This window comes from Prolixibacter sp. DSM 2831 (assembly GCF_056493735.1).
The window spans coordinates 2,150,561-2,176,791 of the sequence record NZ_CM151379.1 but is presented as its reverse complement, the minus strand read 5'-3'; the positions used below and the strand labels follow the sequence as shown (position 1 = coordinate 2,176,791).

Genomic DNA, 26,231 nt, shown 5'->3' with positions numbered 1-26,231 from the left:
AATCACAGATTAAATTCACGGATGTACACAGACGAATCAGTGTTATGGGTGGTCAGCTATTTGCGGTTTTTGCGTGGAGTCTATTCATATTTCTTTTACCGCGAAGAACACCTGTGGTTGCACAAAGGGGATAGTGCACTTAGTGGTTAGTTATTCAACTCCTAACCGGAGTTGTATCTCTTTTTAATTTGCTGGACCACCGGTTCCACCGGCGGTGAAGAATGATTTATCCCTTCGGGAATTTTTGCGTGGAGCCTTTTTACCACTCATAACACGAAGATAGACTGTGTACTTTGTGCTTTCTTTGCGGGCTTTGCGTGGAGCCTTTTTAATTCTTTTACCACGAAGAACACAAGGGTTGCACCAAGGACACAATGATGTCTACCATCGAAGCCAACAACACTTCCTACATTGTCCTTTTGGCTTGCCCCAAAAAAACGAATCCCGGTGGCCATCGGGAACGGGCCTACGCGCGTTTCGCCTATCGGCGATGTTGGGGGCATAACAATTAATTACCATCGATTGGCAATTTTTGGGGGCTTTGCGGGAATCTTTGCGGGCTTTGCGTGGAGCCTTTTGTGAAACTCCTACGGAGTAGTTGGGCCGCATAGCATTTCAACTACAATACTGGATGCCCTACGGGCAAATAGGTCAACCATATTCAGACATAAACAAACCTGTAAACAATTAATAATCGTTAGTTTGCATTAGAATAAAAATCGAAGGTAAACGGGAAAACATAAATACTTTTATGCAAAAGCTCCATCTGCTGCCTTAACTTTTAATTTAGTAACAGATAAAATCTAATTTTCATATTAAGTACAGCAGATTATTGAGTTAAAGCCAGAGAGTATTTAGGGCAGAACCCATTATCACGATTTCAGCCACTCAATGCGGAGCATAAAAAAAGATTTATGCAAGTATACGGAATTGATCTATCAATGAAAAAGTTCGATGTTCATTACATTGATGAGAATGGAGAAGGAAAAAACAAACAGGTAAAAAACCGATTAGGGGACATAACGGAGTTTTTATCCTCGGTTGCAGATGATGGTGTCTTGTGTGCAGAAAACACAGGGACCTATGGGGATTTACTGGTGGCTATCTGTAACCTGGTTGGCGTAAAAATTGCTTTGGTTCCAGGCTATACCATTAAGCACAGCCTTGGTTTAGTTAAAGGAAAATCAGACCCAATTGATGCTGCAAGGATCAGGGAATATGGCGAAAGGTTCATCGATAAGCTTTCTTTTAAAGTATACGATTCAGAAGAGATTAGCGAATTGAAATCGTTGTATGCGTTACGCTCCCAGCTGGTCAATGCAAGAAAAATTTTGCGTACTGGAGTACACAGTCGTTCGGTTAGTCCAATGCAAAGTATCTCGGTCAAACATCATACAGAAAAAGCGCTGTCAAACCTTGGCCATCAAATCAAAGAGGTCGAGAATGAAATAGAGGCTATCATCGTGGCCAATGAAGACCTTAACGAAAGTTACCGGCTGGCAACCAGTGTAAAAGGTGTCGGGCCCGTTATCGCAACCGATCTGATTATTAAAACAGGCAACTTTAATATTATTGACACAGCCCGAAAAGCATCATCATTCGCAGGCGTATGTCCTTTTCCTAATGAATCGGGCAAAATGGTTGGAAAACGCAGAACAAGCCCTTTTGCCGACAGAAAATTAAAAACATTGCTGTACATGGGAGCCAAATCTGCCGTCAAGCATAACAAAGAATATCAGCTTTACTATCAAAAGAAAAAGATGGAAGGAAAACCTCATTATCTAATCATGAACAATATTGCAAATAAATTACTCAGAACGGTTTATAGCGTTGTAAAAAACAAGACACCATATAGTCTCGACTACGTTTGTCTTGACCCTAGAGAAAGAAAAAATAATACCATCTACTCCCAAAAAGTGGCTTGAAATTTTGTTTTTTAACAGAGTATATGAACAATTAGAAATGAACAATGAAAAGTCGAAAGGCCATTCTGTATCGTCTAGTGTCTCGAGTCTGGTGTCTAATGTCTTTTTCCAACAACAGTAACCGGGACGTCCAACCTGAAATTCGTCAAGCATCTATCGTTTTAGTCAGGTTAGACAGAAAATTACCAACATCCGGAAGAAGCTTAAATCTTCCGTGAACGGTCGATTTTGTGTGGTGAATGCATCGATCTGTGGGATGAACGGTAAAATATACCGGTTGGAATCAAGGCAGAAAGACCAAATACCAAAGAATTAGTTACTTATTTTCTTGGAGTATTTAACAGTATCTGATAATTTAGACGGAGAAACGATACTAACCAGAATTATTTAACACGACAAAATCATGACCGGAAAAAAATTACGATTGGTGAATTTCCTGCTGGACACCATCATCTACCTCATTCTGACCCTGGCATTTATTCTGCTATTCAAAAACAGCATTCCCCAAGAGGATGTCAAATGGATATCGGTGTTAGCCTATTTCCTTTACTATTTCCTCTTCGAACTGCTGGCGGGGCGTACTCCTGCCAAATTCGTCACCCGCTCCAGAGTCTCATCCCTGGCGGAAACAGAAAACAAATTCTATTATTCGCTGCAGATTTTTGGACGTACCCTCATGCGATTCATCCCGGTTGATATCCTATCCTACCTGTTTTCTTTCAGAGGATTGCACGACTATATTTCCAAAACGACGATAACCAGGTTGTAGGTTTCGTCGGCTCTCAATAGTAATTCAACTAATATCATTATGAAAAGAAAAATTGTGAATGTAATCGGGATGTTGCTCATTGCTGCTACCCTGTCGAGTTGTGCTACTGTTTTCGGTGGTGCTGTTTCAGAATGTCAACGAACCAAACCGGCACCGGGTGAACCTGCCAGACCGGTGCGTGCCGTAGCTTTAGTTGCTGACATTCTCCTTTTCTGGCCGGGTGCCATTGTTGACTTTGCCACCGGCGCTATCTACAAGCCTTGTGACAACAACGGTAAATAATCAATTTTGAAAAACCAGGCGCAGATTGCTTTGGTAATCTGGCCTGGCTTATTTGCTTTCCTATCTCCTCCTGCCGATCTTCTTCACATCTTTCCCTCAAAAAAATTATTCGAGCTGATAGACAGGCTCTCAATTGCTTTTAACACAGTTATCCTGTGACTTCCCAAAAACATCCCGCCTGCAACCGCTGTTTGAGTAACACAGAAACACAAACACGCATCTTATGATTACAGAACTGGATAAACAGACAGCCCTCGTGCTGATTGATTTGCAAAAAGGAATTCTGGCCGGTGAAAAGGCGCACCCGCTGGAAGGTGTACTGAGAAATGCGGCGGCCCTGGTAGATGGATTTCACCAGGCAAGTTTGCCGGTGGTGATAGTCAATGTAAAACCCGACGGCGCAGCCTGGACTTGTTCCCGGAAGGATGCCCAAATGCCTGCCTCAAAGAAACCGGACGACTTCACCGAAATCGCCGACGAGGTTCCTACCCGACCGGATGACATTTTCGTGACCAAGCATACCTGGAACGCCTTCTTCGAAACGGAGCTGCATGACGAGTTGCAAAAACGCAACGTCACCGGTATTGTTCTGGGAGGTGTGTCAACCAGCATTGGTGTAGAAGGAACGGCTCGTGCCGCCGCCGAGCTGGGTTACAACGTCAGCTTTGCGACCGACGCCATGACCGACCGGATTCTGGAGGCACACAACAACAGCCTGCAGTACATCTTCCCGCGCATCGGTGAGTCGGGTACGACAGTGGATATTCTAAATCAGCTTCCGCAGAAAGGATAACATGGGGGAAGGCATCGACAAAGAGCGGTTAGACGGAAAATTATTGTTCCCGCTGGTATTGGGAACCATGATGAATCCGCTCAACTCGACGATGCTGGCCACTGCCCTGACGACCATTTGTCACCAGTTTTCCCGTGACGTCAGTGCCGGGGCTTTCCTCATTACACCGCTCTACGTAGCCGCTACCATCGGGCAGCCGCTCATGGGGCGTCTGGCCGATATTTACAATCCCAAAGTCATCAACCGGTTGGGATTTATTTTGGTATTCATCGCAGCACTCATCGGGGCATTCGCTCCTTCGTTTGCGTGGCTCATTGTATCGCGGGTTATCCTCGGATTCGGAACGTCGGCTGCATATCCGTCTACCATCGCCATTGTTTCGCACCGGTATCAAAGTCAGCAACGCGCCGTACCCGGAAGAGTGCTGGGCATTATCTCCGTTGCCAACCAGGTGAGTATGGTGCTGGGGCCGATCCTTGGCGGCGTCCTGACCGATTGGCTCGGCTGGCAGGGAATCTTTCTCATCAACATCCCGTGGGTACTCAATGCGCTCTACTTCTCGCGAAATATTCCATCCATAGAAAATAAAGATACGTCCTCCGTTTCGTTGCTGAAAAAAATCGATGCCACCGGCATTGTCCTGATGGCGGTCCTGTTGATTTCGTCCATTCTCGTCCTGACGCAGCGACCATTGCACTTTGTTTATCCAGTGGTAGCCGTTGTGTCGCTGGTAGTGCTCATTTGGCACGAAAGCCGGCAGACCAATCCGTTCCTCGATGTAAAACTTCTGTGGAACCAACCTTCGCTCTTTTGGGTGTACATCCGCACCACCGCCACCACCTACATTCTTTACCTGAGTTTGTACGCCCTGCCACAATGGGTGGAAGCGGTGAAGATGATGTCACCGTCGCAAACCGGTCTCATTATGTTTCCCATGTCAATCATGTCGGGCGCTGCCGCCATTTACATTTCGCGTTCAACGAATAACCTGCGCATGAATCTGGTGGGTGTCATCACCATGGGCCTGGCGTGGGGCGGACTGTTCTATCTGCACGAAGCGATTCCTATCTGGCTACTCGTTATCGTCATCATGCTGACCGGCTTGGCTGCCGGCGTCAATGGCATCGTCAACCAGGCGATGATTAGTGTGGAAGTTCCGCAAGCCAAGACGGGCGTTTCTTTCGGCCTGTACCGGACCTTCGGATACTTCGGAGCCATCATCTCGGGAACACAAATTAAGAGCGTTTTCCGCGGAGGCGTCACCGATAAAAGTCTGCATCTCCTGTCCATCTTTGCACTCGCTTCGTTTATCGTGATGGTTGTCCTCTTATTCGGAACACTCATCCGGCAACGGAAACAGTTGAAGATAGGTTAATCAAGTTACAGGTTACAGGTTGGGCTTCGAAGAATGTTACCACTTGGTGTTCTTTGTGCCGAACTTCGTGTCCATTGTGATAAAAAAGGCTCCGCGTAAAAATTCCCGAAGGGATAAATTATTCTTCACCGCGCTTGGAACCGGTGGTTCGGGCAACAATCATCTCAAGCAACTCCGGTCAGCAGTTGAATAGGGAACCACAAAATGTGCAAAGATGCATCAGACCAGATGCGGTTTCTGTTGTTACTGTTGTTGGAAATGTTGTAAGTGTTAGGTGTTAAGAAAGACTTCTAACATTCATCTATACATTCGCCTTCACCATAAATATAGGGACACATAATCACACTCCAAAGCACTCATTTTGGGGTTGCAGATTCGGCTTGGATTTATTCCTATTCATCGTTGTTTCCGCCTTGATACTTCTCAAAGGAAGTAATATGCAGATCCTTTTGCGGGAAGGGGATGGAGATGCCTTCCTTCAACAGGGTATCATGAATCATGAAAATCACTTCACTTTTGATGATGATCCAATTGTCAAAATTTTCCGTCCAGAAGAGCATCCGAAAATCGAGCGAGCTTTCCCCCAGGTCGTTAAAAAGAACAAGAGGCTTCGGCTCCTTTAATATGTCAGGATGTTGCTCGAGGATATCCAGAAGTAACTTCTGTACCTGATGCACATCGGAGCCGTACGCCACGCCTGAGATAATTTCTATCCGGCGCTTCCGGTCAGAAAGGGTCCAGTTGATTACTTCGTTTGATATCAGGTTGGCATTCGGTACCACTACTTCAGCGCCGTCGAATGTCCGGATGTTGCTGGAGCGAATCCCCATCGATTTCACCGTTCCTATAAGCGTTCCCACCTCAATGGTATCGCCAATCTGAACAGGACGTTCAAACAACAGAATGATACCTGAAACAAAATTGTTAACCACATTTTGGAGTCCAAAGCCAATACCCACGCTGAATGCACTAAAAATAATCGTAATCTGATTGACAGGCATCCCCACCGCGCTAACCGCCAGGATAACACCAATGGTGATAAAGCTAAACCGAATGATAACCGAGATGATTCGCGGCACACCCTTTTTTAGCTTAGCCTTTTTTAGAAGATCGTCTTCCAGTACGCTCCTCAATGCTCCGGAAATGAATACAGAAAGCCAAATGATAAAAAAGAAAAGGAAAATATTCCATAAGCTAAAGGATAGGGTACCCAGCGAGAACCTATGGTTCAACACTGTATCGAGGACGTGATAGAAATCCTTGCTCAGGCGAAGCATTTGTAACATGTAATGGATCCAGAGCAATGCAGTAATTAGCATGACGATCAATACGGTTCTTTTTTTTAAAAGCTCTTTTCTTTTTTGAAGGAATTTTAAACATCGTGCCTGTTTCGCATCCACAAACAGCTGCAAAAAACCAATGATGGTGATGGCCGAGATAATAAGCATGATGCCTACCAATGTGTTGGAGATGGAAAGGTCAATTGCAATTTCAGCGATTCTCATTTGTCCTGACAAGGTGGTAACCAAGCCAACAACAGCGGCTGTGAGATGCAGCCAGATGATAAAAAAGACCAGGCGATGGAAAATGGGACTGGTGATACTTTTTAAGTCGATGCTCCTTAGTAGACGAGCCAAAAAGAGAACCTCAAGAATTCCCATGATCAATAAGATATAGCGATTCAACAGGCTCGATGGCGGAAAAATGTAAGTAGCAAACCGTAGTAAAACCAGTACAGCAAATACAACCAGGTAGCTATTGCTTTTCCTGGCAACGTGTGCCAAAATATCGACGATTGGAATCACAAGAATGACTATGCCCATATCCTGGAAAATCGGGGGTTATATGTTGAAAAATAATCCCGACGCGAAGATCCAGAAAATAATGGCCAGGCTAATGGGACGCTTCAATATAGCAAGAGCTGATTGCTGATACAGGTTAGGTTTTTCAAGCTCAATCACCTTACTCTTTCGGTAAATTACCACCAGGGCGACAATGAATACAACCAGAAAAATGAAATAATAGAGAAACCTGGATTGATTTTCATGAAAAAAGTCGACCAGTACCTGCCTATCTTCCCGAACGAATTCGGACAGATAGGTTTTCACGCGTAATTGCGAAAAATCGAAAAAATGCAGCGCATAGACCGGTGGGTAATTGCTTTCAAATAATGTTTGTTGTACATTTTTTCGGATACGCAACAAGTTGGTCAATGCAGTTTCAATTTTTAACGTGTATTTTGATGTACGGCTCAGCAGCGAAATCGCGTACTGGGTCCTGATAGACACCTGCCGCTTCACGCTGTCGGTCTGGGTGATGACGTGATCGACTGAATTCGATATAAGGGTGTCGCGATCATTCGATGCATAAAACGTCCGGGTCTGGGTCCATACGTTTTGAGTGTGATTAATTGTTAGATTGGAGGCTGCCAGCGCTTCGATGATATTCTGCAGTTTCTTTTCTTCCTTCGTCAAAATCCCCTGATATTTTCGCAGATTGTCTATCTGATAACTGAGATCCCGTGTCAATAAATGATCTGTGTACCTTGTTTTTTGCCTGGAGAGCATCCTATCGACTACACTAAGGATGGAATCATTTCTCACTTTCTCAGCCTCTAACTGCTGTTTAGTGATAAGGGATTGAGCTATCCTCGAAAGTTCAAATTGAGCCTTCACTGAAGCGACAGGAATTTTCTCTAAGAGAATGATGGCGCTGTTTATCGAGTCCCTGGCAGGAACCTTCACGCCCTGTGCAAAAGAGGCAATCGATGCATACAGGAGCACTGTCAGAAGGTATATTTTTCCGGAATTCAGCACATCGATAGTTTTTCAATTGTTTCTGGTTTCTCCAAAAGAAGAAAAGTAATTATTTACATTTTGAACGGACATTACGGTGAAGGACCATTCTATTGATTCATCAGGTATTCTGCAGCGGCTTCGTAGGCCGGTAAAGAGTAGGGATCATTCGCTGCATTGGCGGCAACTGGATGGGAAGCGAGGCGCACCAGTACCATCTGCGCCGCAGGATCGACATAGATCGCTTGCCCGTGGACGCCTCTTCCCATAAATGCGCCGTTCTTGTTTTCTGTGACCCACCACATGTCCCTGTAAGACCATCCTTTCAGGTTGGTGTACCCTGCCAGGGCAAAGCGTTTCGGATCACCGCCTTTCATGATATCCAATACAGCCTGTTCTGGAATGATTTGCTGGTCATTCCATACTCCACGATTTAATATAAGTTGTCCAAACCGTGCCAAATCGCGCAGGCCTGCATTCAAGCCTCCTCCGGCGAAAGGGGTCCCCAATGCATCTATCTGGTAATAGGCATCCTCCTCCATTCCCAGTTTCTTCCAGATTCGCTCCGACAGCAACTCCGATAACTTTTTCCCAGTCGCTTTGGAGATAATCCAGCCCAACGCTTCAGTGTTGGCTGTTTTGTAAGCAAAGGCCTTTCCGTGCTGCCCCTCTTTTTTGATAGTTTTCAGGTATTCGAAATAACCCACTGGACCGGTGTAGTCTCTGGGTTTGGGTGTCGGATTTCCGGCCGTTCCGAAAGCGTATATGTCCGCGTTGGGGTCGGCGTAATCCTCACTGAACCGGATGGCAGTAGTCATGTCCATCAACTCTCTGACCGTAGCCGTACCAAAGGCGGATTCTCTCAGTTCGGGAACATAGTGACTGACCAGTGCATTATCATCGAGAACACCTTCGGCGACAAGTATAGACGCCAATGTGCCTGTAAACGATTTCGTCAACGACATGATGGCATGGACCCGGTCTTCGGTCAATTCACCGAAATATTTTTCGTAAACCACTTTCCCTTTATGTAAAATGATGATGCCATCGGTATAGTTCTTTAAAAGCGATTCGGCAAACGTCATCTTCTCGTGGATATTCAAGGGGTAGAAGGTAAGGGATTCTATCTTCTTATCCAGTTCGTATTCCAATAGTTGTGGTGCCCCGATTCCCCGACTAACGTTGATGGTTGGGAAAAACTCTCTCATGTGGACCACACTCCATCGCAATGCCGGGAAACGAAAGAATGATCCATCGGCGGCACTGAGTCGCTTATCATTCGGCGGAGGAAATCCTTTCATCCAGTCAAAATTTTTTGGATCACTTTCTTCGGCAGTCAGCATCGCAACTTTCTGGGTGTTCTTATCTTTTGAAGTTGACGGTTGCTCACTTTCCGGTTTCCGAGCGCTGTTTTTACATCCTGAAAAAGCAAAAACGAGGATTACGATGGTAAGAAATTCTTTCATAGGTAAGTGATGTTAGCAGGTTGAACATTTCTTGAAATATATAAAATTTTCTCATTAATTACTGCTGTTGAGCAAGTTTCAAAAAGCCTAACTCTAAACTTCGGCAATTAAGTTACAGACGCCAGACCAAAGATATTTCAGATTGAGCCTTAAAGTTTCTGTTGTTACTATCGTTTCTATTGTTCAGGTGACAGGTTTGAGAACCTTACTCCTTACTCCTTACTCCGTATACCCTTATCCTATACCAGTTCGACCTGCCCATTCTCCCACTCTCATTTTCGGAGTACAGGTTTTAGTTTTCGAAAACCCATGTCTAACAAAACTTCTTCCTTGTTGTTATGGTTACCGAAAAGAAAAAAGACAATAACATGAGTAAATCCATCTTAATGACCGGTGCCGTACTAATGGCACTGGCAGTGATACTGGGAGCATTTGGCGCCCACGCCCTGAAGAGCAGATTAGCGACCGATATGATGCAGGTGTACCACACCGGAGTGCAGTACCAGTTTTATCACGCCCTGGGAATCCTGATTATTGGCGTTCTGTACCTACACTATCCTTCCGGGACACTCAGCTGGTCGGCCATACTGATGACCATTGGTATTTTGTTGTTTTCGGGCAGTCTCTATCTACTGGCGGTTACCGGTATTAAATGGCTCGGGGCCATTACTCCATTGGGCGGAACCAGCTTCATCATTGCCTGGATACTCTTTTTCATTGCCGTTTGGAAGAAAATGGGGTGACAGTGGACAATGAGAAATGAGAAATTAGAAGTGAACAATGAAAATATTCGGTATAAGGGGTAAGGTATAGGGAATAAGGGATAAGGTATAGTGTGCAAAGGTGAAATTAGCGGTTGCAGCGGTTTCAGGTTTCAGGTTTCAGGTTTCAGGTTTCAGGTTTCGCTTCGAGGAACGGTTGTTCTTTGCGTTCTCCGTGAAAATCTTTGCGGGCTTTGCGTGGAATAAAAGGAAGTTTCAGATTACATGTTTTGCTGGCTATATCGTGTTGAAAATTTCAATTTTTTTGAATTCAGATTAACAATAATATGAAATTCTTTTCGTTATGTTTAGAGTATTGACCTAACCAGGACACAAACAACAATAACGTTTCATATTAATTCAACAAAAATGAAAAAATCTGCATTCCTCGTCCTTGCTATTATTTTACCTCTTTTTGGCTTTTCCCAGTCATTCGATACATCCAACCTGCGCGTAGGCGGTGGTTTGGTATATGGAACCGATATCGATAATGTTGGTATTGACATCAACGGAGTCTATCAGTTCAACGAACAATGGGAAGGCGGAATTGCATTTACCCACTTTTTTGAAAAGAATTATGCCAACTGGAATGTTCTCGATTTTGACGGACATTACATCTTTTTTTACAGCGACAACAGCGGTTTGAACGTTTACGGTGCGGCCGGTTTATCAGTTACATTTGCCAAGATTGACATTCCGGGAACAACCTACACCGATCCCAATTTTGGAACCATCACGACTCCGGGCGTAACCGCTTCCGACAGCAACTTAGGTTTGAACATCGGTGCCGGTTTGAACTATGCCCTCACCGACCAGCTGAACCTGGCTCCGGAACTGAAAGTAACCATCGCGAACGGCAGTTATGTCAGAATGTGTGTCAACCTTCAGTACCGTTTTTAATATAAAAGATATTTCGCATAGGTGTCCTTGGGGTTAATATAAAAGGGAACCACACCCAACAAAAGTAACAGGGTGCAGCATTTTTTTGCTGCGCCCTGTTTTTTGTGTAACATCTTATGGACTATTTCATACACTCATCCACGATAGCTAATGGAACTCTCTACTTCATTTTTCCGTAAGACAACTGCGTAAACCGCAAAATCAGCCATTTGAGCCACCAACAGGCGGTCAGGCAAATTTATAAGCTGGTATCAATCACCCCCTCGCGGCGAATTTGAAGGGGCATTCCTTCCGACCTGTTCCATTTATGCGTAACTTTATGAAATGAAACACGTTAACCCCTTGCGATATGTCCAACGGTCACATAAATCTCTCTCCGTCCAAACCGCGTGAAGCACTTCTGATTATCGATATGCAGGAATGCTTTTTTGCCGATGCCAACGAGCCGGTTTACCACGAAAAAGAATTAATCGACAACGTCAATCAACTGATCGACAGCTTCCGTAAAAGGAACCGTCCCATCATTTTCATCCGGCACACCGAAGATGACGATGAAGAACTGAAGGAAGGCAGCAGAGCCTGGAAAGTTTACCACAAGCTCCGGCACAAACGGGACGACTATTTTGTGAACAAGGAAACGCCCGACTCCTTTTACCGTACTGAACTAGCGGCCATTCTGCAGGAAAACAAAATTGACACACTGTACATTACCGGACTGCAGACCGATTACTGTATCGACACCACCTGCCGAAGTGCATTTGCCAAAAACTACCACACCATTCTGGTACACGACAGCCACAGCACGTACGATAACGACTTCATGAAAGCCGAAGCCATTATCCGGTACCATCACAAAATCATTGGCCGTTGGTTTGCGGCGTTGCAAAGCACGGCTGAAATTATAGCTGGCACGTAGTTCCCGATTTTGTTAATCTCCGTCAGGATGAGTACATTTAATGGTACGCACCAAAAATCCTGACCTATGAGAACCGGCATCATTTACGTTTCAGGAATTACCGGAGGCATCCTCTTAATCTTCCGGGCCATCGGTATCATAGCCGAATTCAATGCCAATGCCTTTTTATTTTACTCCGGCTTGTTCCTGCTGTTTGTCGTTTGCATTCCAACCTATTTATACGACAAACATCTGCGAGACAAAGAGATCAAACAGATCATAGCATCATACAAAGGCAAGAAAAAAGCCCCGGTTCAAATAGAGGAAGGAACCTCCGAGATCGAAGAATGGGGCATTAATAATCCACCGTTCCGCGACCATCACTCCGGCTTAACCTGGGGAGGCGGTAATATTCACGCAGCCAATGCTTCGCGGGGAACACGGCGGAAGTTTCTGAAGAGACGATGACAGCTGTTGAACAGTGACCAACGAGAAATTTATCAGAGCCCAAAAACAGGCCGTAATCAGCCGACTGTCCAATAACATAATGCTAATTTCTTGTACCGTTGCAATAAGATTTTATCTTTAAGCGTGCCAATAAAAATAAACGAATCTGCGATTCCTTTGAAAATGAGACCTGACGCTTTATCAAACAAACCATCCCTGCAGTTTTTACCTTCCTTTTTTACCTGAAGCAGCAACTCATTTATCCGGTGAGTCTTTATCGGATCGTTTATTTTTTATGGGCATAAAAATAGGATAGTATCCTGATATTATTGCCCTTCGACTTACCTGACGAATATCTCGTTGAGATGCATCGTGGGTAATTTGCCGGATCAATCACAAAAATTCTAACTAATAAACAAGAATAATGAAAACTTGCTTCCTCCTATTGTCTGTGCTGTTGTTACTCGTGACTATACCCCAACAGGTCGACGCACAAAAAGAACCCAAAACAGGAAAGGTAAACATCCAGAACCTCGAAGCGACGCAATGTCCTACCGATTCGAACGCTCACGCATACTTCATTTTTGACTATGGAAAGGCCGATTTTGATTACATGGCCAAAAACGTTCGTACCAACGAAGCGGGAAGCAGTCAAACCGGTTTTCAACTTCACTTCAACCGGCATTTCCGAATCAAAATTCTCGACAACGAAGGCTTCGATTATGCCAACATTGAAATTCCGTTGTACCAGGGAGATAAAGATGACGAACTATCACAGCTGAAAGCTTATACTTACAACCTTGAAAACGGAAAGGTGGTAAAAGACAAGCTCAGTAACAAAGATGTCATGACAGAAGAAACCAGCGAACACTGGAATACGGTTAAGTTTGCCCTGCCTAACGTAAAAGCAGGTTCCATCATCGAGGTAGACTATACCATTCGTACAACTCATTTTTTTAATCTTCGCACGTGGTATTTTCAGCGGGATATCCCAATCTTAAACAGTGATTTCACTGCGATTATTCCTGAATACTTTCATTATAACAAGACTTTAAGGGGATATTATCCGGTGAAGTTCGATCAGGATAACCGGCAACAGAAGCTTACGATCAATGTTCATCAGCAGGCTCGGGGCCGCCTTGTAGATGAAGCCAGGTACACCAGTTCATTCAATTACACGGAGCATATTTACCACTACACCGCCGATAGCATTCCGGCATTTCCAAAAGAGAAATTCCTTCGGACAGAGGAGAATTATATTTCCAAGGTAGAATTTGAGTTGGAATATGTAAAATTTCCTCAGGAGCCCATACATTATGTAACATCGACCTGGGCAAATGTCGATAAAGATTTAACCGACAATCAATATTTCGGGAAGCAGCTCAACAGCGCAGGTTACATCCGGGACGCAGCTGAAGAGTTGAAGAAAAGCGGTGCTGGAGGAGTGCAAATGATGAACCAGGCATTCGAATATATCAAACAGCATATTGCCTGGGATGGCTCCGAAACCAAGTATGCTAACACGACCTTGAACAAAGCGCTTAAAGAGGGCTCCGGGAACTGCGCCGATGTAAACCTGAACCTTGTCAGGTTATTGCGCGAACTGGGCTTCAAGAGTTACCCGGTCATACTCAGTACACAGGACAATGGTATTATTCATCCGTCGCATCCATCTATCAGCAGTTTCAACTACGTGGTTGCCATGGTACTCAGCAATGGAAAAGCATACCTGATGGACGCCACTGATCAGGACGCTGAAGTGAACCTGCTTCCCATCCGCTGTCTGAACGACAAAGGACGAATCATTGGCGATGTTCAGGACAAGTGGATTAATCTGATGAACTATCAGCCCTTTACCATGACGTCCAGCGTTCTGATGATGATGGACAGCACGGCAAACATCAGCGGTCAGGCGAACATGAATTTAAAAGGCTACGGCGCCTACGAATTCAGGAAAAGAATCCGCAAATATGATTCGCCGGCGGACTTCATCAAAGCAATGGATGATAAAAACAAGCTGCAGAATGTCGACGGAATCAAAGTCAAAGGTCTCGACACGCTCTACCATAACCTGAACCTCACCTACAAATTTAGTGATAACCAGTTGTCGTCAAATCCCGGCGATATGCTTTACTTCACACCGGTTGTCATACCGTATTTCGAGAATAACCCATTCAAGCTTGACAAAAGGGAGTATCCGGTGGAATTCCACCATCCCTACCACATCCAACAAGTTCAGACCTATAGATTACCGGCTAACTACCAGCTGCAGGAAGCACCTAAATCCATCAAAATGGTTCTTCCGAATAATGAAGCACAGTTTGTTTTCCAGGTCCAGAATCTCGGAGGCAACCTGATTGTCAGTTCATCTCTGAACATTAACAAAAGTGTATTTCTACCAAGCGAATACGAGGCCCTGAAGAAGTTCTTCCAAATGATGATCGACAAGCAGCATGAACTGGTCGTACTAAAACACATTTAATGAAAAAACCATTGCTCACTTTTCTCTGCACTTTTTTCTTCAGCATCCCGGTATTTTCGCAAAGCAGCCGGGATGCTGCTTCTATTCCCGACTCCCTGAAAAAGCACGCTGATGCGGTCATCCGGGAATACAAGGTCACCTACCAACGAACGGGCGTCGGGAGCTATAGCAAGGAAGTTCATTTCGTTGCGACAATTCTGAACAGCAATGGAAGAGACGAAGCTAACCTCGCTGTGATGTACGACAAAAACTCCAACGTTTCCCAGATTGGCGGAACCGTCTATGACGCGCACGGAAAAACCGTTAAGAGACTCCGGAATAAAGATATTCGTGATTTTGCTTACAACGAAAGCTATACGCTTTTCGGTGATAACCGCGTAAAGTTCTTCAGGCCGGCTTATAAGCTCTATCCATATACCGCTGAATACTATTACAAAGTCAATTACAACGATTTGGTCGGCTTCGGTAACTGGGTTCCGGTTCCGGGTTATAACACTTCCGTGGAAAAAGCAGAAATTACGTTCATCACACCGGACAAGTTTCAATTACGACACAAAGAGCTGAATAACGATTTTGCTTTCGCTCAGACACACCAAAAAAATACAGTTACCTACCACTGGCAACTATCGGGAGTGAAAGCGCTCGAACGGGAACGACTGGCACCTGATTTCATGGATGTATTCCCTGTGGTCCTTCTTTCGCCCGACGAGATTTCCTATGAGGGAACAACCGGTAACTTTTCGACCTGGAAAGGATATGGCGCCTGGACCTATCAACTTATTCAAGGCCGCACGCTACTACCCGAAGAAACCATTTTAAAACTGGTCAGGCTGACTGACAGCATACCGGATAAACGGGACAAGGTAAAAGCAGTGTACCGGTATATGCAAAAGAAAACACGCTATGTCAACATCGCGTTGGGCATCGGAGGATTCCAACCGCTCAGATCTCAAGACGTCGATGCCAAAGGCTACGGCGATTGTAAAGCACTGAGTAACTATACACGGGCACTGCTAAAATCCATTGGCATCAATTCCTATTACACAGTCATCGGCAGTGGTAACTACAAGCAAATCAAATATCCGGACTTTCCCGGTGCCAGCCAGATGAATCACGCGATCCTGTTCGTTCCCCTGGAACAAGATACCGTGTGGTTGGAATGCACCAGTCAGCAAATTCCTTTTGGCTACATCAGTCTGGACAATGCCAATCGGTATGCTTTGCAGATTTCAGCAGATGGAGGAAAGCTGGTACGCACACCGAAGTACACAGAAAAAGAGAACCGACGGGATTCCCACATTCAGGTCAACCTGCAAAACAATGGTGCTGCATCATTCCAGCTGAATTCCAAATTCGAGGAAGGCGAGTTTGAAGATGTTTTTGGGGTCCTCCACTTGTCAGCAAAAGAACAAAAAGACGCCTTAACCCGCTGGTTAGATGTTCCGGGACTCACGATTCAAAACTTTTCCATGCAGGATATTTCCGCAGACACGGCCAAAGCCAGGCTGAATGTTAAAGGAGAAACGACTCGCTATGCCATGCCTACCGGGAACCGAATGTTTGTATCGACCAACTTTTTAATCGAGAACAGCTTTCCGTCGCATCTGGCAACGGATCGTCAGCTGGACATTTATCAGCGCACAGGTTATACTTACAAGGACACCCTGACCATCAACATCCCTAACGGTTTTAAGGTGGAATATCTCCCGGCAAAGAGGGAACTGTCCTCCTCATTTGGTGATTACGAAATCACCTATGGGCAAAATGGAGACAAAACCATTGAAGTAACCCGAAAAGTGGTCATTCACCAGGGAAAATACAAAGCCACCGATGTCAAATCCATCGACAATTTCCTTTCGGGAATCGCTACACAGGAACGACAGAAGGTGGTGTTGGTGAAGAAAGTAAAAAAGGAGACAATAAAAGATAATCTTTTTTGTCTCCCTTGATAGTTAAACGCTATTTTTGTTGTGTTACTTTTGCAGTATTATTTTCTCGGACTGATTGATTGTGTTTCCTTGAATATTAACGATATAGATTCCATCAGCCACATTCTCTAAATTTAGAGAAATCTGATTTTTGTATTCCATCAGATTAAAGCGCTTTTCAAAAACCAAACTTCCCTTTGTATTAACAACACTAATCACAATACCTTCCTTTTTGTCAGATGGTAACTCAATCTTCAGTAATCCTTTACATGGATTTGGATAAATTTTAAGCTTTGGGGCTGAATAATCAACAGATGCTGTAATCATCGAGGTAAACATTTTATCCGAACTTGTAACGGTTGTCTGAGCATTTGTTGCCTTAACACGATAATGATAAATTGTATTCGGTCTTAATCCTGTAATCGCAGCATCTACGTTTACAACACCATTACCAGAAATTTTATCAGGGGAGCAGGCAACAGAATAGCCATAATCGGTCGTGGTTCCAAACTCAAATTCAACATTCGTCTCAACTCCATAAGCATTAACTGAACCGTTTAGAACTGCACTGGAATCAGTAATACTGGTAGCGTCTTCAACTATCACTTGCGGCGTAACAATTTCAACCTCTTTCGTTGTAAATACGTTGTCACCACCATAAGCTATTCCATAGCCATTAGTAGCGTACGCCCGAACATGGTATTCCGTATTCGGAGTCAAATTTTCCATTTGACTTTCATAACTTCCTGTCCCACTTCCATCGGACGTATGAGAGTCATCAATTGTAGGATCAACTGATGTACTCCAACAAACTCCCCGTGCTGTGACCGAAGAGCCACCATCATCTGTAACATCTCCTCCTGATGAAGCACCCGTTGACGTAATATTATCAATAGCTTTTGTCTGAACAGTTGCTATAACACCTGAAGTAGTAAACACTACGTCGTCACCATAGGTAATTCCATTGTCATTGTTGGCAAGAAGTCGAGCATGATAGATAGTATTAAATTGTAGACCAGAGATCAAGGCTTGCACTTTGGTTGTGTCATTGCCGAAACCCATATCGGGATTACAATTAACAGTATTACCATAGTCATCCGTCCTTCCATATTCAATTTTTACACTAGCAGAAGTTCCAAAAGCAATAACCATCCCACTTAGCACAGCACTTGAATCGGTAACATTTGATACATTTTCACTCAAGATCCTTGGTGAAGTTGAATAATATTTAATGACCAAAATAGAATCAGACATCAAAGAGTCACATGTAGTTCCAGCAACCACCTTTACAAACACCGTGTCCATTTCCGTAAAATCATTATTCCAGGTAATTATTCCCTGGTTTGTTGATTGACGACTAAAGGTACCAGCAGTTGAGGGATAAACATACCAATGATACCATTGCGCATTTTCTACTGATTCGATATTGAAAAACGATTGTTCAATTTTGGCAGTATTAACACTATCCGGCCCATCCGGGATGCCAATCATTCCTAGATCGAGCGGTTTCAGAATATCAACTTGTATTGAATCAATAGAATTTAAATCACAGTCGGCTAGAGGAGTTGCAATAAGATATAACTCAACCTTTCCTTCGTCGATATCTTGAAATCCGGGTGTATATGCAGCTGACAGACTTGTTGAATCATTAAAATATCCATCACCAGAACTAGCCCAATAAATTGTTTTGTAATTCGCAGCCTGTCCGGATAAAATGACATTATCATTACTGCAAATTGTATCTTTATCTTTTTCTATTACCGCAGAAACGGTCCCAACAACAAGGACTTGTTTAGAGTTTGAATTTCCGACACCACTCTGATTCTCTCCAAAAACTTCTATAGTTCCTATTCCTTCAAAATCAGGATTCCAATCTACTGTAACAGACGGACCATTCCCATACAAAGTACCAGCTGTATCAGGATTAAGAGTCCACTTATAATAATCAGTATTAGCAAGTGTGTCAATACTGTAATTAATACCATTACTTCCTTTACAAACTGTATCACGCCCATGTATCAGTCCAGCATTCTCAGGTAAAATAGCTCCTTTCTGTTTCACTCTAATAAATTTATTCATGTCACCAGAAGAAACTTTTATGGTATCAATTCTCTCCCCTCCTTCATTTGAATCATAATCCACCTGTATGCTTCCTTCATTAACACCACTTTGTCCAGTAAAAATATGCAACCACTGCGAGCGCGTATTTGCTTTCCAATTCAAATTCCCTGTTCCTTTGTTACTTACTTCAATATTAAAAGAACCAGATAAATTACTAAGACTTACGGAATCAGCTGGAGCTACGTCCAAAATCGGATTAGCGACAACCATTTTAAATGAATATACACTAGACCAATCACTACTACCATCTTCAGAAACGGCTTGAACTCTCCAATAATAAGTATTATCCATTGGAAGTTGGGTAACAGATAAAGAATCTGCTTTTGTTGTCTGATCTATAATTACATTATCAAAATTTACATTGTCGGCAACCTGAATATGATAAACAGAATCAACAACAGGAGTAGTCCAGTACAAGATGGGAGAAAGTGTATTAATATCTGCACCATTTCCTGGGGTAATAAGTGTCGGAGGAATAAGCTTAACCGGCTTTTCAATTTTAACACTAACACTATCAAAAACAGATTCATTACCGCCATTATCTAAAACTGATAATTTGTAATAATATGTACTACCCGGTTCCAATGCATCATCTAAATCGATATACATTAACTGATTTGAGGGCAACAAGGCAATATTACTGTAAGGCCCTTCACGATTCTCGGAGCGCTGGAGACGATAATATACAACATCAGGATTGATATGAACATTTACACCAGTCCAACCCAATTCAACATACTTTCCATCCGATACCCCGGCAAAATTAAATGGCTTATTAGGAAGTTCAGATTCGTATGGAGCAGTTGGATTTTTATCATCTATAACCATCAGTTTTATTCTATCAGGAAATACCAATGTTGTTGCGCCGGAACTACCAGGATAACCATCTTTCCATATAGCATATTGTACAGAATATATACCTGATTTATATTGATAACCGGTCACGCTGGATTCCAAATCATAGTCTGCTTTAAATTCTACCTCTTCTCCTGGCCCAATGGTCACACCTTGTCCATACTTTTCACCGGTTGAAGAATCTTCATAGGTTGTAGCTATTTTTTGACCGTTTTTATATGCATTAAATTTGATATAGCCTCTTCGTTGTGTTCCTCCTTCCCATGTATCTGCAATAGGTGTATAAGTATTTTCAATTTTCTCTCCTTTTTCAATCACACCATCAGCATTCAATGAATCCGGAGCATAAATATCCATCCCTACCCAAATATTCGATAGAGATATGGTTCCATTATTTCTAACTTTAATATCAAATTCTGTTTTGTTACGAACATGAGATATATGCCAGTCTTTCGCAATATCTTGCATGTAACTTGGATATATATGGTATGGTTTATCACTAGGGCCATTAAAATTGGTAGTCACATCATAAACTTGTGCATATTTTAATGTAACTTGATCTTCAAGTGGAAGAGTCAATATATCTCCCAATTTCCATCCAATATTTGCACCACTAACTGCACTTTTTGCTATTAAGGAAACCATCTTTGTTGCTGTAGCAATCTCCGCAACTTGTGCTAGTAGTTCTTTTGCAATATCTTTAGCCTGATCTTTCAACTGATCATCTACAATATTTTTTAAATTGTTTGTAAAGTCATCGAAAAACGACTTATTGAATGTTTTTCCTAGAATATATTCAAAGATAAACTCGGTACGTCCCGTTTTATTTCCTTTTGTTATATCGAAATAGTAATTCAATTGAGGATACCACTTGGTTGTATTGTCATTGAGATCTTTATATAAAGCATTTAATAACGTATTGATATATGCTTTTTTGATATCATCCGCAATGACACTATATTGGTCTGCAGAATTTTCAACCTTGTTTATAGAAATGGACTTAGTTATAACAGTATCCTTCTTAATGCTCTTTTCAAAGACAACATTTAAAACATTAAAAAATACAGAAGCTGCGTCAAGAGTATTCGTCACCCAATAATTTCGGTTCAAATTAAGTGTGAAAACGTCTTCATTGCTTGATGTGTATATATTTGAAAAAGTAAGCGATTCCTTTTTTATTGGAGGAACTGATAACTTAATTTTATCACCTCCAATGAATAAATTGTTCTTTGTTGTTTTTAACATTTTGCTGAAAAAAACTTGCGCATAATTAGCTGTAGGATCCGAGCTATTGGCATCTGATATTGGCACTCCATTTAGGGAAGCTGTACAAGCCAGATACAATGAATGCTCATTTGTGAAGGTAATGGTATTATTAGTTCGGTCACCTTCCTGAGCTTTCTCAACTTTGGCAGAAACCATATTGATGCCTGGATCCACCACGACAAGTCCTTTTTGAAGTGAGCCATTGATAGCATGTGTGAAAATATAGGGTGGGTTTTCACTCTTCTCTGGAATACGAACACTGTTATTTCCATCTGTTGCCACAAACCAATAACGCACATATTCGCCATCTTTAAAATGATTTCTATTAAATAACCCTCCTTTAGGAAGTGTTCCCTCAAAAGTTCCATCTCCGTCCTTGTCAGATAGTTGTACTTCTATTGTATCTGTAGGATTTAAGTTGTTATTGGCTTGATAATAGGCGTAGACCTTATAATCACTAGCAGTAGACCTGGAATTTATATTAACGTCAATCGTACCATCACTGTTTGTGACAGAAGATGAATTATACAACTGAAATTCAGGATTATTGGTTCTAAATAGAGATACAGTCGACCAGTCGCTTTTCCCTTTATCATTATCCAATGCCTTAACTCTCACTAAATATTCGGTGCCAGGCTCCAAGCTTTCAATATTAAAAGTCGTATCGATCGTTGTGTTTTTATTTATACTTAGACTCAGCCATTTCAAGCTACTATTTTTGACCCACTGGTATTCATACGTAATGGGATCTCCGTTTGCATCAGTAGAGGCGCCCCAACTGATCTTGGCACTCGTCCGTGTGATATCCGACGCTGACGGTGTACCTGGCACAGTCGGTGGTGAATTCGTCTGGGTCGTAAAACTGCATTCCGAGGACCAGTCACTCTCCCCTTTATCATTATCAGCAGCTTTAATCCTGAACACATATTGCTTGCCTTCCTTCAGTTCCGATAACAATACACTATTACCCTCTGTCGTTGCATTGTTGGGGAAAGTCCAGCCTAAACCATCATATATCTTCCACTGGTATTCATATGTAATGGGATCTCCGTTTGCATCAGTAGAGGCGCCCCAACTGATCTTGGCACTCGTCCGTGTGATATCCGACGCTGACGGTGTACCTGGCACAGTCGGTGGTGAATTCGTCTGGGTCGTAAAACTGCATTCCGAGGACCAGTCACTCTCCCCTTTATCATTATCAGCAGCTTTAATCCTGAACACATATTGCTTGCCTTCCTTCAGTTCCGATAACAATACACTATTACCCTCTGTCGTTGCATTGTTGGGGAAAGTCCAGCCTAAACCATCATATATCTTCCACTGGTATTCATATGTAATGGGATCTCCGTTTGCATCAGTAGAGGCGCCCCAACTGATCTTGGCACTCGTCCGTGTGATATCCGACGCTGACGGTGTACCTGGCACAGTCGGTGGTGAATTCGTCTGGGTCGTAAATGCTCCCTCAGACCAAGAACTTTCTCCTCCATGACCATCTCCAGCCTTTATTTGAATTTTATAGCCGGTGTCTTCTTTTAAACCAGACAAATTTAGACTAGTAGTGTAGGTCTTTTGCAAGCTTGACCAACTCCCCCAGGACTGTTTCCATTGGTATTCATAATAAACTTGGTCATTATCAGGATCTGATGATGCAGACCAACTAATATATGCACTAGAGCGCGTAATCGATGACGCCACAGGAGTACCGGGCACTGTTGGTGGTCGATTGTTTAACTTTACATCCCAAATAAATGTTTTTTTACTAGCAGGATCTTTATTCTTATTATAAACATAAATCTCAATCTGACAATGACTAGATATTGAATATGTATATGATGGACTTTCATACCCATTCCAAACACTACCATTATCTTGTTCTTTATATTTCTCTACTCCGTCTAAATAAAAAAAAACCCAATAATCTGATGGAACATTTTTCACTTTAAATGAATAGTTTCCTGGGTCTACCTGGATTGAACTCTGACCACCTCCATCATTATAATTCATTGTATAATCAGCTCCGTAAAGATAGGTGCTTAATTGTGTTAAAAAAGCCAAAGAAAAAAGCAAGATCTTTTTCATAACAATCAAATTTAAAGCAGTATGACCATTTCTTTGTAAAAGATCAAACTACTTGTGCCAGGAAAATATTTTGGGAAGAATTACAGGTTTCCTGGGGGTTAGTAAGAACATCGAAATATCGTAATTAACAGAATAAAACAATAAGTTAACCATGAGTATTTCACATACTCATCGGTGAGTATTTTTATTGGGAAAGAAAATTAGGTTGAAGACTTTGGCCTCGCAGATTTATTTATCAGATGCTATTTTTTTCAATATATTCCTCCGATGGGTATCGACTGTATGCTTGCTGATGAAAAGGATTTCACCAATCTCTTTACTAGTTTTCCCTTGCTCCACCAATTGCATGATCTCATATTCACGTTCCGACAAAATGGAAGGAATGGAACCATCCGACTTCTTTTTATTCAGAAATCGTGACAGACAGTCCTCCAGCTCGTCCAAATCAACCGGCTTCAACAAATAGTCGAAAGCTTCAGCCTTGATGGCTTTAATGGCATATTGATTATACCCCGTAACAAAGACAACCTCTGGAAAAAAAGATGTCTCACGAATTTTTTTAATGATGTCAAAGCCTGAATACCCAGGCATTTCCACATCCAGGAATATCATATCCGGAGATATTTGAGGAATCTGTTGAACTGCAGATATGGGATTCGTAAATGTTGCCAGCACATTTGCTTTTTCCGTTAACTTCAGTAACTCCTCCATGCGTTCGAGGGCTAACGAATCATCGTCGATGAGGATACAGCTGATTTTTTCCATACGTCACTAGGTTTGAGGAATCTTAATAACAACCCTGGTTCCGGGATTTTCCTCAGCAGGAGAAACATCATCAATCGAAAACCGAATCTTCCTGCGATTTATTTTATCATATAATTCCAACGTTTCCTGAAGAATCTCCAGACCTTTTCCCGTCGACTGTCGTTTTGTTTCTTTGGCTTTTTCCCTGCCAATACCATTATCTTTAATCTCAACCCGAAATGCATCTTCCTCCTTTTTACATATGATTTCTATGAAGGCTTTGCCGGTATCCAAAATAGGATACAGACCATGCTTTAATCCATTTTCCACAAAAGTAAAGAGTAACAAACGGGGTATCTCAACGGACTCTGTTTGACAGGAGTTTTCAATTGAATACTGAAAGCGATTATTAAGCCTGAATTTTTCCAATTCCAGGTAATTTCTGACAAAATCAACTTCATGTTCAAGGGTCGTGGCAATGTTCCCTGAAGAAAGCAGGGTATCCCGCAACATCTTACTGTATTTTCCCATGTAAATACGCGCGGGCTTGACTTCTTTCTTTTCGTAAAGAGCACCAATGGAATTCAGGATGTTCAATATGAAATGTGGATTCAATTGCAACTCGATTGACCGTAATTGATTGAATTGAATTTGCTTTTCCGCATCGTACCTGAGTTTGATCAATTTTTGATAAAACAACCCGATGAGACTAATCAATAAAAAAGCCAACAGAAAAACGGAGGCATAAATCGGATACCGATACGTAAACAGTAGGTTGTGTTCATACTTGAATTCATAGAATCGATTATCCAGGTTCATACAAAACGAGATGATCTTACCCGCAATCTTATACAGTGAAAAATAAAAGAAAGCTGTTTTTCCGTCAATATCTGCCACTACAGGGTCAGTAAAATCACTCCGGGAAATGACCAGATGGTCAATATCCTTTCCATAATAAAGCTCCTCAGGCGTTCCATCGCCATCAACATCATATTCAAACAAATAGTCAATATATGGAGCAGAAAAGTAATTCCCGACAAGTTTCAAATTCCGATCGAAATACTCAACAAATCCATTGCTATGATATAAAGCCAATCTTTTTTTTTGACCTTCAGGAAGAACTTTAATATTTGAGTTAGTTAAACTCTCATCTCCATCAAACTCATAAGATTTGACAATTTTTCCTTTTGCATTTGCTAAAGCAATAAACGAACTGTCAACTGTTCCTGTATGGTGAGCATAAATGGCGAAATACCTCTTATTTTTTGTCGCAAAGGGTTGAACCAAAACCCTCCCCGGATAACTACCAATCCGGTAAGGCTTAAATTTATAGTTCAGATTGGCATCATACGCCAAAAACCACATGTACTCATCCGAAACAGGATAGTCGTTGTTGAAATTTCCATAAGCTGGAACATCTCCAACAATTTCGTCCGTACCATCACTATCTACATCAAAAAACTGAAGACCAAAATCAATTGATGTTCCGGAAGTCGGCGAAGAATTAACCTTATGGGATTGCAGATCTACCGAAAATATTTTTCGAATACTTTTAGAATACCCGGTAAAAGCTGAAAAATATAACTTCTTGTTACCATCATGCCTGATATCATGAAATTGTGCGCAACTTATGGCAACATCAAAAGTCCCCTGATAATAACTGAAGTCGGAAATAAATATGGGAGCAAACAAGTCTTTACGCTGAACGACGTCGTAGCCATTTAAATAAATTCCATTTCCCTTATGGGTAAAAACATAGATTTCATCTGTACCGTCTCCGTCATAATCATAAACATAGAAAAAGTTATTGAGTGTAACTTTACCTGCCAGATGCCACTCGAACAAAAATTTTCCTGATTTTAATACCTGAACCGAGGAACTTCCTTCCGAATCTTTCAGAATTATAATCTTCTCACTGTTTCCGTCATGATCCAAATCGCGATAAAGCAGAATTGTGTTTGGATCCTTTTTGACACTACGTATAATAGATAAGCTGTATTTACCTCCAAGATGAATAAAGGGAAGCATGACGAAAGTAAGGAGTAGAGCCATTAAAGCCCCGACCAGAAAGTTATATCGCAGAAATCCGAATAGTTTCATGTAGTTGGTGAATGGCTTAACAATAATAACATAATCGAGTCAATATACCAATGATCTGATTTCGAAATCTATATAAAAATCAGGGTACAATACAGTCAAACAATAAACTCAGTCATATCCCACTTTACCCACAGGCAAACACCACCTAGTTATCAAGCACATAGACAACACAACGAAAAAACGAATAACCATTCTAAACTATCGGGGAAAATTAGAAGCTTATTTTTATTGATTTCTCATTATAATCA

General features: G+C 42.2%; 17 protein-coding genes. 11 read left to right on the top strand and 6 right to left on the bottom strand.

Annotated features, from left to right (window positions below; genetic code table 11):
* Positions 1-914 precede the first annotated feature (914 nt).
* The 5 genes from AC060N_RS08720 to AC060N_RS08700 all read left to right on the top strand — a co-directional run bounded on the left by AC060N_RS08720 (position 915) and on the right by AC060N_RS08700 (position 5,144).
* Positions 915-1,925: an IS110 family RNA-guided transposase gene (locus AC060N_RS08720; protein WP_479526669.1), complete on the top strand. Its 1,011-nt coding sequence runs from the start codon at positions 915-917 to the stop codon at positions 1,923-1,925.
* A 403-nt stretch (positions 1,926-2,328) separates the two neighbouring features.
* Positions 2,329-2,694, top strand: a complete 366-nt coding sequence (locus tag AC060N_RS08715) for an RDD family protein (protein WP_479526750.1) — start codon at positions 2,329-2,331, stop codon at positions 2,692-2,694.
* A gap of 39 nt (positions 2,695-2,733) precedes the next feature.
* Positions 2,734-2,976 carry a hypothetical protein gene (locus AC060N_RS08710; protein ID WP_479526749.1) on the top strand — a complete coding sequence of 81 codons (243 nt, stop codon included), beginning with the start codon at positions 2,734-2,736 and terminating at the stop codon, positions 2,974-2,976.
* A 223-nt stretch (positions 2,977-3,199) separates the two neighbouring features.
* Positions 3,200-3,769 (top strand): isochorismatase family protein, encoded by a 570-nt coding sequence (locus AC060N_RS08705; RefSeq protein WP_479526748.1) that lies wholly within the window; start codon positions 3,200-3,202, stop codon positions 3,767-3,769.
* A 1-nt stretch (position 3,770) separates the two neighbouring features.
* On the top strand, positions 3,771-5,144 hold the full coding sequence (locus AC060N_RS08700) for an MFS transporter (RefSeq protein ID WP_479526747.1): 1,374 nt from the start codon (positions 3,771-3,773) through the stop codon (positions 5,142-5,144).
* Positions 5,145-5,536: 392 nt separating this feature from the next.
* Here AC060N_RS08700 and AC060N_RS08695 read toward each other — a convergent pair whose 3' ends face one another.
* The 3 genes from AC060N_RS08695 to AC060N_RS08685 all read right to left on the bottom strand — a co-directional run bounded on the left by AC060N_RS08695 (position 5,537) and on the right by AC060N_RS08685 (position 9,405).
* Positions 5,537-6,967 carry a mechanosensitive ion channel family protein gene (locus AC060N_RS08695; protein WP_479526746.1) on the bottom strand — a complete coding sequence of 477 codons (1,431 nt, stop codon included), beginning with the start codon at positions 6,965-6,967 and terminating at the stop codon, positions 5,537-5,539.
* A gap of 18 nt (positions 6,968-6,985) precedes the next feature.
* Positions 6,986-7,960: a hypothetical protein gene (locus tag AC060N_RS08690; RefSeq protein WP_479526745.1), complete on the bottom strand. Its 975-nt coding sequence runs from the start codon at positions 7,958-7,960 to the stop codon at positions 6,986-6,988.
* Between the two features lie 89 nt (positions 7,961-8,049).
* Complete coding sequence (locus AC060N_RS08685; protein ID WP_479526744.1) at positions 8,050-9,405, bottom strand: serine hydrolase domain-containing protein; 1,356 nt, start codon at positions 9,403-9,405, stop codon at positions 8,050-8,052.
* Between the two features lie 368 nt (positions 9,406-9,773).
* On the opposite strand from AC060N_RS08685, the gene AC060N_RS08680 reads away from it, so the two are divergent.
* The 6 genes from AC060N_RS08680 to AC060N_RS08655 all read left to right on the top strand — a co-directional run bounded on the left by AC060N_RS08680 (position 9,774) and on the right by AC060N_RS08655 (position 16,839).
* Complete coding sequence (locus AC060N_RS08680) at positions 9,774-10,148, top strand: DUF423 domain-containing protein (RefSeq protein WP_479526743.1); 375 nt, start codon at positions 9,774-9,776, stop codon at positions 10,146-10,148.
* Positions 10,149-10,535: 387 nt separating this feature from the next.
* Positions 10,536-11,066, top strand: coding sequence for an outer membrane beta-barrel protein (locus tag AC060N_RS08675; RefSeq protein ID WP_479526742.1), 531 nt, complete (start codon positions 10,536-10,538; stop codon positions 11,064-11,066).
* A 349-nt stretch (positions 11,067-11,415) separates the two neighbouring features.
* Positions 11,416-11,982 carry a cysteine hydrolase family protein gene (locus tag AC060N_RS08670; protein ID WP_479526741.1) on the top strand — a complete coding sequence of 189 codons (567 nt, stop codon included), beginning with the start codon at positions 11,416-11,418 and terminating at the stop codon, positions 11,980-11,982.
* Between the two features lie 66 nt (positions 11,983-12,048).
* The gene (locus tag AC060N_RS08665; protein ID WP_479526740.1) at positions 12,049-12,429 is read left to right on the top strand and encodes a hypothetical protein; all 381 of its coding nucleotides are present in this window, start codon (positions 12,049-12,051) and stop codon (positions 12,427-12,429) included.
* Positions 12,430-12,832: 403 nt separating this feature from the next.
* Positions 12,833-14,890 carry a DUF3857 domain-containing protein gene (locus AC060N_RS08660; RefSeq protein WP_479526739.1) on the top strand — a complete coding sequence of 686 codons (2,058 nt, stop codon included), beginning with the start codon at positions 12,833-12,835 and terminating at the stop codon, positions 14,888-14,890.
* The gene (locus tag AC060N_RS08655; protein WP_479526738.1) at positions 14,890-16,839 is read left to right on the top strand and encodes a DUF3857 domain-containing protein; all 1,950 of its coding nucleotides are present in this window, start codon (positions 14,890-14,892) and stop codon (positions 16,837-16,839) included. Before AC060N_RS08660 ends, AC060N_RS08655 begins: the two co-directional genes overlap by 1 nt.
* A 24-nt stretch (positions 16,840-16,863) precedes the next feature.
* On the opposite strand, the gene AC060N_RS08650 is transcribed toward AC060N_RS08655, so the two are convergent.
* From AC060N_RS08650 to AC060N_RS08640, 3 genes are all read right to left on the bottom strand, one after another.
* Positions 16,864-23,139, bottom strand: a complete 6,276-nt coding sequence (locus AC060N_RS08650) for a fibronectin type III domain-containing protein (protein WP_479526737.1) — start codon at positions 23,137-23,139, stop codon at positions 16,864-16,866.
* Positions 23,140-23,367: 228 nt separating this feature from the next.
* On the bottom strand, positions 23,368-23,904 hold the full coding sequence (locus tag AC060N_RS08645) for a LytR/AlgR family response regulator transcription factor (protein ID WP_479526736.1): 537 nt from the start codon (positions 23,902-23,904) through the stop codon (positions 23,368-23,370).
* A gap of 6 nt (positions 23,905-23,910) precedes the next feature.
* Positions 23,911-25,983, bottom strand: a complete 2,073-nt coding sequence (locus tag AC060N_RS08640) for a sensor histidine kinase (RefSeq protein WP_479526735.1) — start codon at positions 25,981-25,983, stop codon at positions 23,911-23,913.
* Positions 25,984-26,231 lie beyond the last annotated feature (248 nt).

Coding starts and splice junctions, on each gene's coding strand:
- AC060N_RS08665 (WP_479526740.1), top strand. CDS start 12,049: ATGAGAACCGGCATCATTTACGTTTCAGGAATTACCGGAGGCATCCTC.
- AC060N_RS08695 (WP_479526746.1), bottom strand. CDS start 6,967: ATGGGCATAGTCATTCTTGTGATTCCAATCGTCGATATTTTGGCACAC.
- AC060N_RS08720 (WP_479526669.1), top strand. CDS start 915: ATGCAAGTATACGGAATTGATCTATCAATGAAAAAGTTCGATGTTCAT.
- AC060N_RS08640 (WP_479526735.1), bottom strand. CDS start 25,983: ATGAAACTATTCGGATTTCTGCGATATAACTTTCTGGTCGGGGCTTTA.
- AC060N_RS08670 (WP_479526741.1), top strand. CDS start 11,416: ATGTCCAACGGTCACATAAATCTCTCTCCGTCCAAACCGCGTGAAGCA.
- AC060N_RS08645 (WP_479526736.1), bottom strand. CDS start 23,904: ATGGAAAAAATCAGCTGTATCCTCATCGACGATGATTCGTTAGCCCTC.
- AC060N_RS08710 (WP_479526749.1), top strand. CDS start 2,734: ATGAAAAGAAAAATTGTGAATGTAATCGGGATGTTGCTCATTGCTGCT.
- AC060N_RS08675 (WP_479526742.1), top strand. CDS start 10,536: ATGAAAAAATCTGCATTCCTCGTCCTTGCTATTATTTTACCTCTTTTT.
- AC060N_RS08655 (WP_479526738.1), top strand. CDS start 14,890: ATGAAAAAACCATTGCTCACTTTTCTCTGCACTTTTTTCTTCAGCATC.
- AC060N_RS08700 (WP_479526747.1), top strand. CDS start 3,771: ATGGGGGAAGGCATCGACAAAGAGCGGTTAGACGGAAAATTATTGTTC.
- AC060N_RS08660 (WP_479526739.1), top strand. CDS start 12,833: ATGAAAACTTGCTTCCTCCTATTGTCTGTGCTGTTGTTACTCGTGACT.
- AC060N_RS08650 (WP_479526737.1), bottom strand. CDS start 23,139: ATGAAAAAGATCTTGCTTTTTTCTTTGGCTTTTTTAACACAATTAAGC.
- AC060N_RS08680 (WP_479526743.1), top strand. CDS start 9,774: ATGAGTAAATCCATCTTAATGACCGGTGCCGTACTAATGGCACTGGCA.
- AC060N_RS08715 (WP_479526750.1), top strand. CDS start 2,329: ATGACCGGAAAAAAATTACGATTGGTGAATTTCCTGCTGGACACCATC.
- AC060N_RS08685 (WP_479526744.1), bottom strand. CDS start 9,405: ATGAAAGAATTTCTTACCATCGTAATCCTCGTTTTTGCTTTTTCAGGA.
- AC060N_RS08705 (WP_479526748.1), top strand. CDS start 3,200: ATGATTACAGAACTGGATAAACAGACAGCCCTCGTGCTGATTGATTTG.